This is a genomic window from Flavobacterium proteolyticum (assembly GCF_015223105.1).
Taxonomy (GTDB): domain Bacteria; phylum Bacteroidota; class Bacteroidia; order Flavobacteriales; family Flavobacteriaceae; genus Flavobacterium; species Flavobacterium proteolyticum.
Window position 1 is genome coordinate 97,608 of record NZ_JADFTZ010000002.1, and the last position, 16,328, is coordinate 113,935.

A 16,328-nucleotide genomic window follows, 5' to 3' on the forward strand; every position below is an offset into this window, starting at 1 on the left:
GACTAATTATTCCCACTTATTCGCTTTTTCTTTCTCCATAAATTCCTTAATCTTGCGTTCTTCCCAGTTTTTTCCCATGATAAAATCAGGCAAAAATACAGATAACCCGTGTGCTAACAATCCTAATCCCCAAAAGAAAGCGGTGAAGAAATTATGCGCTTGAAAATAACTTTCGCCATCTTTTAAATTTTGAATATTGATAATCACAATCATAATATTGATGACCAAATAAACGACAGCGTGCGTATAAAATCCTTTGATTTTCTTAACTCTTTTAACTGCTTCATAATATCTTGCTTCTTCGGCATTGGATGGAATAAAGTTTTTAAACGCTTCTTTATCCATTCTACTATTGATTCTATCTTGTAAACTCATGATTTCTTATTTTTTAAAATTTAATTATTCCCATTTATTGTTTTTCTCCTGATCTTTTTTCAAAATCTCTTGAATTTTTCGTTCTTCCCAAGAACTTCCGTAACCGAAAACTCGGAAAGCATGAAAAACCAATCCCATTCCCCAACCTAACATCGGAAACCAAAACCACTGAAATCCTGAGAAAGTTCTAAAATTGATAAAAACTAAAACCGGAATTACGATGCAATAAGAAATTAAACTTCCGTAAAACTCTTTTATTTCTTTGACTCTTCTTGACGCTCGGTCATAAGCCGTTTGTTCATTATAATTGTATGTTGTTTCCATAATATTTATTTGTTTGGTTAAAATTGGTAGCAAGACTTTGAATTCTTTTTCGTTTTCTTCTACCAATACTTTTCTTTTGGTTAAAATTCCGTAGCGATTCACAATATTTTGTAATCCTACGCCTTTTCGGTCTTGTAAAACTTCTTTTTTCTGAAGATTGTTAGCAATGACTAACTGACCATTTTCAATACTAATTTTGATGTGAAGCGGTTTTGCTTCGCTAACTACATTGTGCTTGATGCAATTTTCTAATAATAACTGTAACGAAAGCGGAACTACTTTAGCTTCTTCATTTTCAAAACCTTCCGGAATTTCAAATGTGATGCTGTTTTCAAATCGCATTTTCAGTAAATTCATGTACGTTTTGGCAAATTGTAATTCTTCAGCTACCGAAACCAATTCTTTATCTTTTTGCTCCAAAACATAGCGATATACTTTGGAAAGCGAAGTTGTGAATTTTTGAGCACTTTCTGGATTTTCTTCAATTAACGAACTCAATACATTTAAACTATTAAAAAGAAAATGTGGATCTATTTGATTTTTTAAACTTTCAAACTGTGCCGAAGCGGTTCCTGCAATAATTTTTTGTTCTTTGACTTTGTTTTCTTGATAAGCTTTGTAAAAATAAATCGCATGAATGGCTAAGGTTACAACAAACGTAATTACGACTGAAACAATGTAATTAGAAGGTCTTTCATTTGCTAAAAATTCTTGAATTGTTTTCTCTTCTATTACTACATCTTCTACTATTCGAAGTAAAAAAATCACAATTACTGATACAATAAACGAAAGAGAAAATCCTAAAAAAATTCTATTTCTTGAAAACCTACTTGTCTGATAAACATCATCTAACTTTATAAAAATGATTGCATTGGCATAATAAAGTGTATATCCATAAAGCATGGTGTAAAAAAATTGCAAAGCTAATCCTTCATTCCACTCTACAGAACCTCCAGAAAGTACTTTTATGATGACTAAAACTACAAATACAAGTAGCACAATAAAAGTAGCTCTCGGAAACTGTTTTATTAATTTATCAATCATAGTTGATTTTATTTACATTTTTTTAATTCTGCTTGTGCTCTATCCAATCCCCAACTTGGATGAAAAGCTGTTTCAGGTTTAAAAGTAGCAAAAAGTTCGATTGCTTTTTCAATTTGAACACACATTGGTTTTGTATCTTGTCCAAAATATTGTGCCATTCCAATTTCAAACGAAGCTTTTTGGAATACAACTCTCGGATTTTCAGGAGCAATTTTGTAAGCTTTATTTAAAATGTACATTACATCTCCCGATAATTTTTGTCCGTTTGTCATTGGATCATAAACAATCCAAGCGGTGTGAATCATAGCTTGCATTACTAAAACTTCTGGATTATCTTGTGCTAATTCGTTACAAACATCTTGTGCTTTTTGAGCTACTCTTAATAAAGATTCCATTTTTGCTTTGTCTTTCTCACCAAAAGCTTGTGCAGTATTAATGAAAGCAATGTAATAATTTGGTAACCAATTTGTTTTTTCAACCGAAGCAATTCGTTCTAATTGCGCAACTGCTTCTGCAGGTTTTCCTTCTTTCCAGGTTTGTAAAGCTTTACCCATTCCTTGTTCAAATTGTCCTTGAGCACTTACTAATGATGCTACAAACAATGCGATGATAGTGATAATTTTTGTCATGATATATTCTTTTTTACAGTTAATGATTTTTTGTTTTTGATTTTGAAATTGCACTTGTTCTTGAATTGTTTTATTTTGATGATTCAAATTTCCGTCAGATTTTATTCTTTTAAAATTGATTCTTACCGAATTGTTGATTTTTGAGGATGAATTGTATTTTTCTAGGAATTAGTGATAAGTGAATAGTAATTAGAAATCCTTTTTATTTTTACTTTTTACTACAAATTATCCAAATTATTTGACTTTTTATTATCACTTATTGTCCAAAAGAACCCCACAAAAATGAAGCGACTAGCGGGCTGTGTGATAGCTTGACGTTGAAATTGCCCATTTAAATCTGGCGTATTTGCATACTGATACCCAAATATATTTTCAGTACCCAACAAGTTTGTAACCGATAAAAAAAGTATCTTTTGCTGAGAAACCAAATAAGCCCAACTCAAGCTTAAATTGTTAAATGATTTTGTTTTTTCAGACATAAATTCTGTTACATTTGGATTATCAAAAGATCTTCCTGAATTATAAGAATAAGTAGCACTAATTTGCGATCTCCAGTCACTCACAAAATACTTTGTAACCAATGAAAAATTGTGATTGGCAACAAAAGATGGTGTAACTTGTGATTCATAATTTCTAAAATCACGTTTGGAGTCTATGAACGAATAGGAAACCCAATATTCTAAATTTTTAATAGTTTTACTATCTCTCCAAAACAAATCCAATCCTTTGGCATAACCAAATCCTTCATTATTATAATTGCTATCAAATCCAGCCTGAGTTCCATTGTACTTCACCAAGCTATTATAGTCTTTATAATAAGTTTCTGCTCGAAACATTCTTCCTTGTTTGTTGTACATATAATTCAAAATGTAATGAGATGTGGTTTCGTAATCTAAATTGGAATCAAATTTTAAGTAATCTTGTCGTGCAGTTTGATTGAAATTACCATAAGCCATTGAAAACTGACTGTTCTCAGCTACTTTGTAAGCGAAAGAAATTCTTGGTTCCACTGTAAACTCATCAACAATAGAAGCATTTGAAGAACGTAATCCAAGATTAAAAGCTATTTTTCTTGATAATAAGATTTCAGCTTCAGAGAAGAATGCAATAGTATTATTTTGATATCCATAACCAAAAACATTGAAATTTTCATCAAAATTCGTGTGAAACAAATCGGCACCAACACTCAATTTGAATCGATTTGAGAATGAATTTCTTAATTTAAATTTAGTATGTAATGTTCGTTCGTTATTCGCAACTTTATCCGCTGAAATTCCAATTTTGTTTTGTGCGTAACCATAACTAAATCCGGTTTGAAGTTGTAAATTATCATTCAAATAACCTTTATATGAAGTATTGAAGTAAAAGTTATTATTCTGCAAATCAAAACGAATTTTATCCTCAAAATTGATGTCTTTCTGATTCAAATCAAATGTAGAATAATCAAAAGCACCATAAACTTTTAAAATTCCACTTTTAAATTTATAACGAAAAATACTTTCTCCTGACAGCGACTGAAATGGTTTATTCCAATCTAAGTTTTGAGGAACAATTTTTTGATAAGGTGCTAAATTGATGTAACTCGTATTAAATGTAAAAGAACTTTTTTCCCATTTATTAGTTTTACCTAATCCGACACCCACCGTCATAATTGAAATATCTGTTTGATTCTGAATAGGTTCATCAATAGTATTCATTAATAACACACTAGACAAAGCATCACCAAATTCCGCACTATAACCACCAGTAGAAAATGTAATTCCACTAAACAAAAAAGGTGAAAATCTTCCTCTTGTTGGTACATTATTAGCACTTGCTCCATATGGTTGTCCTACACGAATCCCATCAACATAGGTTTGGGTTTCGTCTGCTTCACCACCACGAACAAATAATCTTCCGTTTTCACCAACCGTTTGTGTTCCTGGCAAAGTTTCTAATGCTGCAATAATATTTCCCGCCGAACCAGCTGTGGTTACAATATCCATTGCCTTTAGCGCTGTTGCTTTACTATTATCGCCAGCTTTAAAGGTTCCAGCGGTAACTTCAACAGCATTTAAAGTATTGAGGCTTTCTTTAATTGTAAAAACTTTTGATTGAAATTTTTCAACCACAAAATCATAAATTATCGTTTCATACGACAAAAAACTAATTTGTAATTTCTGATTTCCTGAAGCCGTTGTTTTGAAACTAAAATTTCCCTTTTCATCAGAAGTAGTTCCATCATATGTGCCAATAATAAAAACATTAGCTCCTAAAACTGCAAGTCCTTGTTCATCAACAATTTGCCCTTTGATTTCGGTTTGCCCAAAAGAAATTAGTGAAGTTAATACGATTAATAAATTTAGAATTGATTTCATCTTATTTGTTTTTGATGAAGCAAAGTTGCTACTGAAAAAACTTGATTAAAATTGAAACTAACCGAACTGTCATTTTTTGAGGATGAATTGTAGCTTTCCTAATTTTAATTACTTTTACCAAAATTAGTTTCATGGCATACCAAGATATTTTAGACGGAATTTACAACGAAGTCATCCAAATCGAAAACACTGGAAAAGTAGCCGATTACATTCCAGAATTAGCAAAAGTTGATGCCAATAAATTCGGAATTGCTTTGGTTGACAAACATCAAAACGTATTTACAAAAGGCGATGCTTTAGAAAAATTTTCAATTCAAAGTATTTCAAAAGTCATTACGACTTCGCTTATATTTTCTAAAATTGGAAACGATTTATGGGAACGTGTTGGCTATGAACCTTCTGGAAATTCATTTAATTCGTTGGTACAATTGGAAAATGAGAATGGAATTCCAAGAAATCCGTTTATCAATGCTGGAGCTTTAGTTGTAGCCGATTTGATGTTAGATCATTTTGAAAATCCAAAAGCCTTTCTTCTTGATTTCGTAAAAGAACTAACCGAAAATCCAAATATCAATTACAACGAAAATGTAGCACAATCTGAAAAAGCTTTTGGATATAGAAATGCGGCTTTAGTTAACTTTATCAAATCCTTTGGCAACATCAAAAACGAACCTGAAGCAGTTTTAGACTTTTATTATCATCAATGTTCAATAGAAATGAGTTGCGTTGATTTAGCCAAGTGTTTTCAAGTTTTTGCAAATAATGGTATAATTCCAAAAAGTGATAAAAAATTCCTTTCCACTAGCAAATGCAAACGCATGAACGCTTTAATGCAAATGTGTGGTTTTTATGATCAAGCGGGCGAATTTACGTTTAAAGTTGGGCTTCCTGGAAAAAGTGGTGTTGGCGGTGGCGTGGTTGCTGTTTTCCCAAATCATTACACCGTAGCAGTTTGGAGTCCGAAATTAAACAAAAAAGGAAATTCGTTTTACGGCTTAGAAACCTTAGAGCGATTGACTACTGAAACCTCCTTATCCATATTTTAAAATCTTATCAACAAATCGCAAAAGCAAAAAAGTTTCTCGTAAATAATAATTACTTTTGCAGTTCTTAAAATTTCAAAGATTATGATTTACAAATTCCGAGTGATTCTCGATGCTGAAGAAGATATTTTTAGAGATATTGCCATTGAAAGCGACAACACGCTAGAAGATTTGCACAATGCTATCGTAAACGCTTTTGGCTTTGATGGAACAGAAACAGGTTCGTTCTTTACTTGTGAAGACGACTGGACTTGGAACGAAGAAGACGAAATTCCATTGTTTGACACAGGCGAAGTTCCTGGCGAAATGAAAACGATGGTGGATTTCAAAATTGATGATTTGATGCACCAAGACAATACAAAAATGGTCTATGTGTATGATTTCTTTAGTATGTGGACATTCTTCGTGGAATTAGCAGCAATTGAAGAAGAAAAAGAAGCTGGCGAAACCTATCCTGCGTTATTATTTTCTCATGGCGAATTACCAGCAGAAGCAGGTCAAAGCGGATTGAGAGGTGATTTATCAAATGACGATATCTACGGTGACTTTGAAGACGAATTCGATGATGATGATTTCGACATGTTTGATGGCGATGACAGCTTCGAAGACATGGGATTTGAAGAAAATTGGAATTAATTAGCCAATGTGCTAATATGGCAATGTGCCAATTATAAAACTTAATTACTAACAATGTTAATTGGCTTATAGACTAATTGACAAATTGACACATTAATAATGATCAACTTATTTAACGCACATATCGAAAACCTATCGATTCATAGAGTAGGAAATAAAAGTAGAAACGAAGCTATTTTCTTATCTGAAAACCCATACGGGTTGAATGATGAAATTATGCCTTTATTGAAGGAATTTTTCTTTAAACCTTTTAGAGAAAAAGAAGAAAACTACTTTCAGTTTGCTCATGAAGTAGATTTAGAATACAACGAAATGTACAATTTTGCTACCGAAGTTTTTAACAACCCAGGCGAAATTCACAACGTTTCTAAAAAAATCACAAAACACCTTTTTGAACAATCGAATCATCCTCATATTAAAAATGGAGAAGTGTATGTTGCTTATTTCACACACGTTTCTATTGATAATAATGTAGTAGATGCTATAGGAGTTTTCAAAAGTGAAGTACAAACCGATTTTTTACAATTCGAAGAAAACGGAAGCAATTTAGAAATGATTTTACAACAAGGAATCAACTTAAATAAATTAGACAAAGGTTGTATCATTTTCAATTACAAAAAAGAAGAAGGTTACAAAATTTTAACTGTAGATAGCAACCGTTACGATGCACGCTATTGGTTAGAACATTTCTTATCGGTTGATGCGTTTCAAGACGAAAACTTCATGACGAAGAAATACTTGAAATTCTGTCAAGAGTTTGCCAAAGAAGTAGTTTTACCTGCTGAAGACAAGCAACAAGAAGTGTTGTTCATGAACCGTGCTATCAATCACTTTGCAAAAAATGATGAGTTTGAAGAAACGGCTTTCTTAAACGAAGTAATGCAAAATCCTGAATTCATTCCAGAATTCAAAAATTATAAAGTGGATAAAGGTGCCAAATACAGCATCGAAGATGTTTCAAGTTTTCCAATTGCAAATGCTGCAGTAACAGATGTGCGTCGTTCTTTGAAAAACACGATTCAATTGGACACCAATATCCAAATCAAATTGGATTTCATCAACCCAGAAAGTGCGGAGAAATTCGTGGAGAAAGGTTGGGACGAAGAAAAACAAATGTATTATTATTTAGTTTACTTCAATAAAGAGCAGAAATCGTAAGCCATTTACATACAAATTATTAAACCTCAATTGCAAATTCGCAATTGAGGTTTTTTTTGAAAGAACTTTAACAAAATATTTTGTTTAACTTTTTTGATTTTAAATTAAACATTCTGTACCTTTGAGAAAAATATTTAAAATCATGGCAAAAAAGAAAGAAATAAACAAAGAAGGCATTTTAAGTTTATACATCGATTATTTCTTAGAACACAACAAGCAACCGCAATCGGTTTATTTGTTTGCCAAACATGCTGGTTTTGAAGAAGGTTTGTTTTACAAACACTACGCTTCATTTAACCAAATTGAGCAAAACTTTTTCACTTCGCTTTTCGATAACACATTAGAATTATTAGGAAAAAGTGAAGAATTTGCTTCATACGATGCTCGCACGCAATTGTTGAGTTTCTATTTTACTTATTTTGAAATGTTAACCGCTAATAGAAGTTTCGTGGTTGCGTTATTGAAAGAAGACAAAAACAAATTGAAAAGTTTGTCAAAATTGAGTGAATTAAGAAAAAGCTTCAAACAGTTTTACGATACTTTAGACATTGAAAAAATAGATTTAAAACAAGAAAAGTTAATCGAAATTCAAGAGAAAACCATGAGTGAAATGGCTTGGTTCCAATTCATATTCACTTTGAAGTTTTGGATTGAGGACACATCAATTTCATTCGAAAAAACCGATATTTTCATCGAAAAATCTGTCAATACCAGTTTTGATTTGATGGATACTACTCCATTCAAAAGTCTTATAGATTTTGGAAAATTCATGTGGCACGAAAGAGGCTCATTTAAAATGTAAGCACATGAAAACAATCGATAGTATCCCAACATCAAAAATCCAACGCGCTTCTAAGTTAATTCAAACCGGAGCTAAAGTCGGTGTGAATTATCTCAAATATTACGGAGATAAAATCACCAAATCCGAAGAAGAAGCTAAGGAATCACTCAACAAAAATAATGCAGCCGACATTTACGACAGCTTAAAGCAACTAAAAGGAAGTGCTTTGAAAGTCGCACAAATGTTGAGTATGGATAAAAATATCTTACCAAGAGCTTACGTGGAAAAATTCTCGTTGGCGCAGTTTTCGGTTCCGCCGTTGTCGGCTCCTTTGGTAAACAAAACCTTTAAGAATTACTTTGGTAAACAACCAAACGAAATATATGATACCTTCAATGCCACTTCTATAAATGCGGCTAGCATTGGTCAAGTGCACCAAGCTACCAAGGATGGGAAAAAACTTGCTGTGAAAATTCAATATCCAGGAGTGGCAGAAAGTATTAGTTCGGATTTGGCTTTAGTAAAACCTATTGCCATAAAAATGTTCAACATTAAAGGAAAAGATTCAGATAAATATTTCAAGGAAGTTGAAGATAAATTGATTGAAGAAACCAATTACATCAACGAAGTAAAACAAAGCATGGAAATGGCCGAAGCTTGCCAAAACATTCCAAATTTAATTTTTCCAAAGTACTACCCAGATTGGTCTTCTGAGAAAATCATTACGATGGATTGGATGACGGGCGAACATTTATCAGAATTCACCGCTCATAATACTGATGCTGAGAAATCGAATATTTTAGGCCAAACGCTTTGGGATTTTTATATGTTCCAAATGCACAATTTGAGAAAAGTGCATGCCGATCCGCATCCTGGAAACTTCTTAATTACTAAAGACACGAAATTAGTAGCTTTAGATTTTGGTTGTATCAAAGAAGTTCCAAATGATTTTTATGTACCGTATTTCGAATTAGCGAAAAAAGAAAACTTGAACAATCCAGAATTCTTCCAATCGAAATTATACGAATTAGAAATTTTAAGAAAAGAAGACACAAAAGAAGAAATTGAATTCTTCACCGAAATGTTCCATGAATTATTAAGCTTATTTGCACGACCTTTCCATGTTGAAGAATTTGATTTTTCAGACGAAGAATTTTTCGGGCAAATTGCCGATTTAGGTGAACGTTATTCAAAAAACACGGAATTACGTAACATGAACGGAAATCGCGGTTCGAAGCATTTTATTTATATCAACAGAACTTTCTTTGGTTTGTACAATTTAATGCACGATTTAAAAGCTACAAAAGTTAAAATCAACAACTTTATTCAATATTAATTTTTGCCCCAAGCAATACCTTAAAATCCCTAACTAAGCCATAATGTTAGGGATTTTTTATTGACATTCACTTCAATCCGTAACAAATCTAAAATTCGTTCGTCTTACTTATAAATCAAAAAACGAACAAACTTGGAAACCATTTTAAAAATCTCGAATCTCAACAAGATTTTCAATAAACACTTACACGCCGTTAAAAATGTTTCTTTCGAAATCAAAAAAGGAAATGTTTACGGTATTTTGGGTCCAAACGGCTCAGGAAAATCAACCACTTTAGGAATTGTATTAAATGTTGTAAACAAAACTTCAGGCGATTTTGAATGGTTTGGAGGAAAAGTTGCAACACATGACGCCTTGAAAAAAGTAGGTGCCATCATCGAAAGACCCAACTTTTATCCGTACATGACTGCCAAAGAAAATTTGGAATTAGTTTGTAAAATCAAAGGAACGCCATTTTCAAAAGTGGATGAAAAGTTAGAATTAGTAGGGCTTTTAGAACGCAAAAACGATAAATTCAGAACCTTTTCTTTAGGAATGAAACAACGTTTGGCTATTGCTTCTGCCCTATTAAACGACCCAGAAATTTTAATCTTAGACGAACCTACCAACGGTTTAGATCCGCAAGGAATTCGTCAAATTCGAGATATTATTAAAATAATTGCATCACAAGGAACAACAATTCTATTGGCTTCGCATTTATTAGACGAAGTAGAAAAAGTGTGTAGTCATGTGGTAGTTTTACGAAAAGGCGAAATGTTGTATCAAGGAACCGTGCACAACATGATTGAAAACAACAGTTTCTTCGAACTAAAATCAAACGATATGCTTCGATTAAAAACCGTTTTAGACGAACACTCTTTTGTAGAAAACACTATTGAAGAAGATGGGAAACTATTGGTATACTTAAAACAAGACATTGCCGCTCAAGATTTGAATTCCTATTTATTTGAGCAAAAAATTGTTTTAGAACATTTGGTAAAAAGAAAAAACAGCCTTGAAGAACAATTCCTTGAATTAACAAAAAACTAACCATCTGATGAAAAGATTACTTTCTATAGAATTTCAAAAAATTTGGAAAAACAAAGCCAGCCGCGTTTTACTACTAACCTATTTTATTTTACTAAGTTTCATTGCCTTAATTGCCTCAATAAAATTTAGTATTGGAACTTTCGAAATTAGAATTGCTGACCAAGGGATTTTCAACTTTCCCTACATATGGCATTTTAACACTTATGTTGCGGCATTTTTCAAAATATTTTTAGCCATAGTTATTGTTTCGATGATGGCAAACGAATACACTTACGGAACACTAAAACAAAACCTTATTGACGGATTAAGCAAAAAAGAATTTATACTTTCTAAATTTCTAGTTGTTGGCTCTTTCGCTGCTGCTTCAACAATTTTTGTATTCATAATGTCTTTAATTTTAGGTTATTCCTTCTCATCATACAATGAATTATCAATCGTTTTAAGTGATTTAGAATATTTGTTAGCATTTTTTATCAAACTTTTTGCCTTTTTCTCTTTCTGTTTGTTCTTAGGAATTTTAGTAAAGCGAAGTGCTTTTGCTCTAGGTTTTTTGTTCGTTTGGTTCGTAGGTGAAAACATCTTTTATTGGTTATTAAAATTTGTAATTTTAGGAGGTGATGACAAACATAAAAACTTTGGAGACACTATTATTCAGTACTTCCCTATAGAATCGATGAGTAATTTAATAAAAGAACCTATCACTCGATTAAGCGCTATTAAAACAATTGAAAATGCAGTTGGAGGTGCCCAAACCGCAAAAGATTACAGCATTCATTTCTCACAAATTAGCATTGTTTTAGTCTGGACTTTTATATTTATTTTAACATCTTATTACATTCTTAAAAAGCGCGATTTGTAGTATCTTTGCCGATGCTATGAGTAGATTAAAATACACTTTTTTTACTATAATTATTGGGTTTGGATTCCAATTTGGAAACGCTCAAAATATTTCGGTTGATGAAGGATATACCCCACAAGATTTAGTTGAAGATATATTAATTAACAGCCCTTGTGCTAACGTTTTTAATGTTAGTGTTTCAGGAGGAAATTTTGCTTCTGGCGAAAAAAGTTTTGGCTATTTTGATGCTACAGGAACTACATTTCCTTTTCAAAACGGAATTATTCTTTCAACAGGAAAAATCAATAATGCGCCAGGACCAAATTCCTACCTATCAGATGATGGTGGAAGCATGGGTTGGGATGGCGATGCAGACTTAAACGAAGCATTAGGTTTAAGCAATACTTTTAATGCTACTGTTTTAGAGTTTGATTTTATTCCTTTAGGAAACAAAATCAGCTTTGATTACATTTTTTCATCAGAACAATATTTAACAAACCCATCTTCTAATCAATGTAATTTTACAGATGGATTTGCTTTTTTACTAAAAAGAAATGGAGATATTAGTTATCAAAATTTAGCCGTTATTCCGGGAACCACAACCCCTGTTAAAGTGAATACTGTTCGTGGCCCTGGAACAATTTGTCCGCCAGCTAATGCAGCCTATTTTGATGCTTTTAACGGAACTACTCATCCTACCAATTTTAATGGCCAAACTACCGTTTTAACTGCACAATCAGATGTAATTCCTGGCCAAACTTATCATATTAAATTAGTTATAGCAGATGAAGGAAATTATCGTTATGATTCAGCCATATTCCTTGGAGGAGGAAGTTTTAATTTTACAATTGATATTGGTGATGACCGTTTAATAGCAAATGGAAACCCTTTATGTCAAGGTGAAAATTTAGTAGTTGATGCTACGCAAGTTGGAGCAACTGGCTACCAATGGTTTCAAAACAACATCGCAATTCCTGGTGCAACAAGCGCAACTTATAACATTACTTCTGCAGGAGATTATTCGGTTGAAATCAATTATGGCCCAACTTGTCAAACAACAGGTGCTATAAAAATTGAATACGCAGAAGTATTAACCATTAATCAAAACACATTTACAGAATGTGATGCAGATACTACTCAGGACGGAAAAACTATTTTCAATTTAGATACAATTAAAAATCAATTATTTATCAATCTTCCTTCAAATTATATAGTTTCATTTTTTGAACTACCAACAAGCACAACAGAATTACCTTCCAACTTTACAAATACAATTGCTTACAACCAAACGATATATGCAAGAGTAATGAATGTTCAAGGCTGTTATTCAGATTATCCTGTGAATTTAAGAGTAAACACTTTTGACACTGTTTTAGTAGATGAAACCATTGGATTATGTGAAAATGAGTCATTAATTTTAGATGCAGGAAGTGGATTTTCATCTTATGAATGGAATACAAATCCGCCTCAATTCACTCAGCAAATTACTGTAAATTCAGGTGGAATTTATGAAGTAACACTTACCAATGCTTTAAACTGTTCTAAAACAAAAACGTTTACTATTGAAGCATCAGGAATTGCAACAATTGAAGACATAATTATTAACGATTTTCAAGAAAATAATTCAGCAATTATTCAAGTTGCCGCTTCAAGTTTAGGCGATTATGAATTTTCTTTAGATGGCGTTAACTATCAAGATTCTAATGTTTTTAGCAATTTAAGCGCTGGCGAATACACCGTTTATGTTCAAGATAAAAAAGGTTGTGGTATAGTTTTCGAAACGTTTTACATTTTAGATTATCCAAAATATTTCACACCAAATGGTGATGGATATAACGATACTTGGAATATTAAAAATCTAGATAAACGAAATTTAGAAAATAGTATTATCACTGTTTTTGATCGTTATGGAAAATTAATAAAACAAGTCTCTGGAGCAAATGAAGGTTGGAACGGCACTTTCAATGGAGAAATTCTTCCATCAACCGATTATTGGTTTACAATCGAATTAACAAACGGTAAAACCATTAAAGGACATTTCGCATTAAAACGTTAGGCATAATAATTGCAGAATAGCTTACAAAATAATATATTCGCAGTATGATGCAAATACACGAAATTGAAGCTATAAAATCGCTTTTAGCTACACCAAAAAAAATTACAATTGTACCTCATAGAAATCCTGATGGAGACGCTATGGGTTCAACTTTAGGCTTATATCACACCCTGAAACAATTACAACACGAAGTAATTGTTATGGCTCCAAACGAATTTCCCGATTTCTTAGCTTGGCTTCCCGAAAGCGAAAAAGTTATCATTTTTGAACGTAGTTTTGATACTTGTAAAGCCATTTTAGAAAAAACAGAATTACTTTTTACATTAGATTTTAATGCATTGCATCGTACTGGTGACCAAATGGAAAATGTGTTAAAAACACTAACCGTTCCAAGTGTAATGATTGATCATCACCAAGCGCCAGATGGCTATGCAACCTATACTTTTTCAGACACTACTTATGGTTCTACCTGTGAAATGGTGTATGATTTTATTCATCAATTAGGTTTTGAAAATCTAATCAACAAAACAGTTTCAACATGTTTATATACAGGAATTGTTACTGATTCTGGAAGTTTCCGTTTTCCAAAAACAACAAGCAAAACGCACAAATGTGTTGCCGATTTAATTGACCAAGGCATCAATAATAGTGAAATTCACAATTTACTTTTTGATAATTCTTCTTACAACCGTTTGCTATTGTTAGGAAAAGCACTTCAAAACCTAAAAATGCTTCCTGAATACAAAACAACTTACATCACCTTAACGCAAGATGAACTAAACGAATTTGGACATCAAAAAGGAGATACTGAAGGCATCGTAAATTATGGACTAAGTATCAAAGGAATTGAATTTACCGCTATTTTTATCGAAAACAAAGAAGAAGGCATTATCAAAATATCTTTCCGCTCACAGGGAGATTTTGATGTGAACCAATTTGCACGAAATCACTTTAATGGCGGTGGACACATCAATGCTGCAGGTGGAAAATCTTTTTTATCATTAGAAGAAACTGTACAACAATTTATTGCTATTTTAGCAAAAGAAAAAAAGTAACCAAATGAAAATTAAAAATTTATTCCTTTTTGGATCGATGATTTTCTTAGCAAGTTGTTCACAACAGCAACAAGCCAGAGAACCTATTTCACATACATCAGGAACTTTTATAAAAGAATCAATCGAGCGAAATAAAGTTTTAATCGCAGATGAAGAAGATTTAATTGAAGCAATTATTAAAAACGATTCACTTAAATCATACATAGCTTCAAATAAAGGCTATTGGTACAAATACGAAACCAAAGTGGAAGAAGTAACACCATCTCCAAAAAGAGGTGATATTGCTTTCTTTGATTATGAAATAAAAGATTTAAAAAACAGAATCATTTATAGCATGTCCGAAACAAAACCACAAACCTATTATGTAGATAAAGAAAACATCATGATGGGGTTACGTGACGGTATTAAATTAATGAAAAAAGGAGAAACAGTTACCTTTTTATTCCCATCTCATATGGCATATGGTTATCATGGCGATGATAAAAAAATTGGAACAAACGAACCTCTTATTTGCACTGTAAGTTTAAACGATATTAAATTAGACACACAAGCTAAAAACTAAATACAAATGAAGATTACCTCAATTTTACTACTAAGCATTGCTACTTTCTTTGCTTCTTGTTCAAAATCATACGACAACCTAAAAGAAGGTTTATATGCCGATATTGAAACTGCAAAAGGAAACATTATTGTAAAGTTAGAATTTGAAAAAGTTCCAAATACCGTTGCTAACTTTGTAACCTTAGCAGAAGGAAAAAATCCTTTTGTGAGTGAAGAATTTAAAGGAAAACCTTTTTATGATGGATTAAAATTTCATCGCGTAATTTCAGATTTCATGATTCAAGGTGGAGATCCTAATGGTGATGGTTCTGGAGGACCAGGTTATAAATTTAAAGATGAATTTCATCCCGATTTAAAACACTCAAAAGCCGGAATTTTGTCGATGGCAAATGCTGGACCAAGTACCAATGGAAGTCAATTTTTTATCACACATAAAGAAACACCATGGTTAGATAATATGCATACCGTTTTTGGAGAAGTAGTTGAAGGATTGGAAGTAATCAATACAATTGAAGCAGACGATATTATTGAAAAAATTACAATTGTCAGAATCGGAAATGATGCCAAGAAATTTGATGCTGTAAAAATTTTTAAAAACTATTATTCTTCTGTTGAAAAAGAAATTAAAGAGGCTGAAGAAAAAGCAAAACAAAATATCGAAAATAAAGTAAAAGAAATTACTTCTCTTAAAGCTACAGGCACTAAAACTAAATCAGGATTGATTTATCAAATTATCAAAAAAGGTTCAGGTAAAAAACCAACAAATGGAACACAAGTTTTAATTCATTATGCAGGCTATTTAGAAAATGGCCAACTTTTTGATACTAGTTATGAAGATGTTGCTAAACTTTACGGAAAATTTGATCAAAACAGAGCCAACCAAAATGGATATGCGGGTTATCCAGTAACTATAGGCAGTTTACCTTTCATTCCAGGTTTTAACGAAGGAGTTGAAATGATGAGCTATGGAGATAAAATGATGTTATACATCCCTTCTGATTTGGGTTATGGACCACAAGGTGCGGGCGACGTTATTCCTGCAAATGCAAATATTGTATTTGAAGTAGAGCTTTTAGAAAACAAACCAATAAACTAATATTTATACA

Annotated in this window: 15 protein-coding genes; 11 read left to right on the forward strand and 4 right to left on the reverse strand. The window is 32.2% G+C overall.

The genetic code is table 11. The features are described from left to right. Positions 1-6 precede the first annotated feature (6 nt). From IM755_RS05875 to IM755_RS05890, 4 genes are all read right to left on the reverse strand, one after another. Positions 7-375 carry a 2TM domain-containing protein gene (locus IM755_RS05875; protein WP_026724644.1) on the reverse strand — a complete coding sequence of 123 codons (369 nt, stop codon included), beginning with the start codon at positions 373-375 and terminating at the stop codon, positions 7-9. A 24-nt stretch (positions 376-399) separates the two neighbouring features. Continuing rightward, entirely contained in the window at positions 400-1,743 is a 1,344-nt protein-coding gene (locus tag IM755_RS05880) for a 2TM domain-containing protein (RefSeq protein ID WP_194094702.1), read from the reverse strand. An 8-nt stretch (positions 1,744-1,751) separates the two neighbouring features. Then, positions 1,752-2,372 (reverse strand): hypothetical protein, encoded by a 621-nt coding sequence (locus IM755_RS05885; protein ID WP_194094705.1) that lies wholly within the window; start codon positions 2,370-2,372, stop codon positions 1,752-1,754. Between the two features lie 218 nt (positions 2,373-2,590). Then, positions 2,591-4,729: a TonB-dependent receptor gene (locus IM755_RS05890; RefSeq protein WP_194094707.1), complete on the reverse strand. Its 2,139-nt coding sequence runs from the start codon at positions 4,727-4,729 to the stop codon at positions 2,591-2,593. Between the two features lie 131 nt (positions 4,730-4,860). Here IM755_RS05890 and IM755_RS05895 point away from each other — a divergent pair, with 131 nt between their 5' ends. The 11 genes from IM755_RS05895 (at position 4,861) to IM755_RS05945 (ending at position 16,318) form a co-directional block, all read left to right on the forward strand. Further along, the gene (locus IM755_RS05895; RefSeq protein WP_194094709.1) at positions 4,861-5,775 is read left to right on the forward strand and encodes a glutaminase; all 915 of its coding nucleotides are present in this window, start codon (positions 4,861-4,863) and stop codon (positions 5,773-5,775) included. Between the two features lie 81 nt (positions 5,776-5,856). Next, a complete protein-coding gene (locus tag IM755_RS05900; RefSeq protein WP_194094711.1) occupies positions 5,857-6,408 on the forward strand; it encodes an IS1096 element passenger TnpR family protein in 552 nt (183 codons plus the stop codon). Positions 6,409-6,507: 99 nt separating this feature from the next. Beyond that, a complete protein-coding gene (locus IM755_RS05905; RefSeq protein WP_194094713.1) occupies positions 6,508-7,566 on the forward strand; it encodes a nucleoid-associated protein in 1,059 nt (352 codons plus the stop codon). Positions 7,567-7,708: 142 nt separating this feature from the next. Continuing rightward, on the forward strand, positions 7,709-8,368 hold the full coding sequence (locus IM755_RS05910) for a TetR/AcrR family transcriptional regulator (RefSeq protein ID WP_194094715.1): 660 nt from the start codon (positions 7,709-7,711) through the stop codon (positions 8,366-8,368). A gap of 4 nt (positions 8,369-8,372) precedes the next feature. Then, a complete protein-coding gene (locus tag IM755_RS05915) occupies positions 8,373-9,683 on the forward strand; it encodes an ABC1 kinase family protein (protein ID WP_194094717.1) in 1,311 nt (436 codons plus the stop codon). Between the two features lie 132 nt (positions 9,684-9,815). Then, on the forward strand, positions 9,816-10,712 hold the full coding sequence (locus IM755_RS05920) for an ABC transporter ATP-binding protein (RefSeq protein WP_194094719.1): 897 nt from the start codon (positions 9,816-9,818) through the stop codon (positions 10,710-10,712). A gap of 7 nt (positions 10,713-10,719) precedes the next feature. Then, positions 10,720-11,571, forward strand: a complete 852-nt coding sequence (locus IM755_RS05925) for an ABC transporter permease (RefSeq protein ID WP_194094721.1) — start codon at positions 10,720-10,722, stop codon at positions 11,569-11,571. A gap of 16 nt (positions 11,572-11,587) precedes the next feature. Continuing rightward, on the forward strand, positions 11,588-13,606 hold the full coding sequence (locus IM755_RS05930; RefSeq protein WP_194094723.1) for a T9SS type B sorting domain-containing protein: 2,019 nt from the start codon (positions 11,588-11,590) through the stop codon (positions 13,604-13,606). 44 nt (positions 13,607-13,650) lie between these two features. After that, complete coding sequence (locus IM755_RS05935) at positions 13,651-14,661, forward strand: DHH family phosphoesterase (protein ID WP_228063906.1); 1,011 nt, start codon at positions 13,651-13,653, stop codon at positions 14,659-14,661. Positions 14,662-14,665: 4 nt separating this feature from the next. Beyond that, positions 14,666-15,223: a gliding motility-associated peptidyl-prolyl isomerase GldI gene (gene gldI / locus IM755_RS05940; protein ID WP_194094725.1), complete on the forward strand. Its 558-nt coding sequence runs from the start codon at positions 14,666-14,668 to the stop codon at positions 15,221-15,223. Positions 15,224-15,229: 6 nt separating this feature from the next. Further along, a complete protein-coding gene (locus IM755_RS05945) occupies positions 15,230-16,318 on the forward strand; it encodes a peptidylprolyl isomerase (protein ID WP_194094726.1) in 1,089 nt (362 codons plus the stop codon). The last annotated feature ends 10 nt before the right edge of the window (positions 16,319-16,328 follow it).

Bases quoted from the DNA above. Each gene is read 5' to 3' on its own strand.
- IM755_RS05875 (WP_026724644.1), bottom strand. From the start codon at position 375: ATGAGTTTACAAGATAGAATCAATAGTAGAATGGATAAAGAAGCGTTT.
- IM755_RS05880 (WP_194094702.1), bottom strand. From the start codon at position 1,743: ATGATTGATAAATTAATAAAACAGTTTCCGAGAGCTACTTTTATTGTG.
- IM755_RS05885 (WP_194094705.1), bottom strand. From the start codon at position 2,372: ATGACAAAAATTATCACTATCATCGCATTGTTTGTAGCATCATTAGTA.
- IM755_RS05890 (WP_194094707.1), bottom strand. From the start codon at position 4,729: ATGAAATCAATTCTAAATTTATTAATCGTATTAACTTCACTAATTTCT.
- IM755_RS05895 (WP_194094709.1), top strand. From the start codon at position 4,861: ATGGCATACCAAGATATTTTAGACGGAATTTACAACGAAGTCATCCAA.
- IM755_RS05900 (WP_194094711.1), top strand. From the start codon at position 5,857: ATGATTTACAAATTCCGAGTGATTCTCGATGCTGAAGAAGATATTTTT.
- IM755_RS05905 (WP_194094713.1), top strand. From the start codon at position 6,508: ATGATCAACTTATTTAACGCACATATCGAAAACCTATCGATTCATAGA.
- IM755_RS05910 (WP_194094715.1), top strand. From the start codon at position 7,709: ATGGCAAAAAAGAAAGAAATAAACAAAGAAGGCATTTTAAGTTTATAC.
- IM755_RS05915 (WP_194094717.1), top strand. From the start codon at position 8,373: ATGAAAACAATCGATAGTATCCCAACATCAAAAATCCAACGCGCTTCT.
- IM755_RS05925 (WP_194094721.1), top strand. From the start codon at position 10,720: ATGAAAAGATTACTTTCTATAGAATTTCAAAAAATTTGGAAAAACAAA.
- IM755_RS05930 (WP_194094723.1), top strand. From the start codon at position 11,588: ATGAGTAGATTAAAATACACTTTTTTTACTATAATTATTGGGTTTGGA.
- IM755_RS05935 (WP_228063906.1), top strand. From the start codon at position 13,651: ATGATGCAAATACACGAAATTGAAGCTATAAAATCGCTTTTAGCTACA.
- gldI (WP_194094725.1), top strand. From the start codon at position 14,666: ATGAAAATTAAAAATTTATTCCTTTTTGGATCGATGATTTTCTTAGCA.
- IM755_RS05945 (WP_194094726.1), top strand. From the start codon at position 15,230: ATGAAGATTACCTCAATTTTACTACTAAGCATTGCTACTTTCTTTGCT.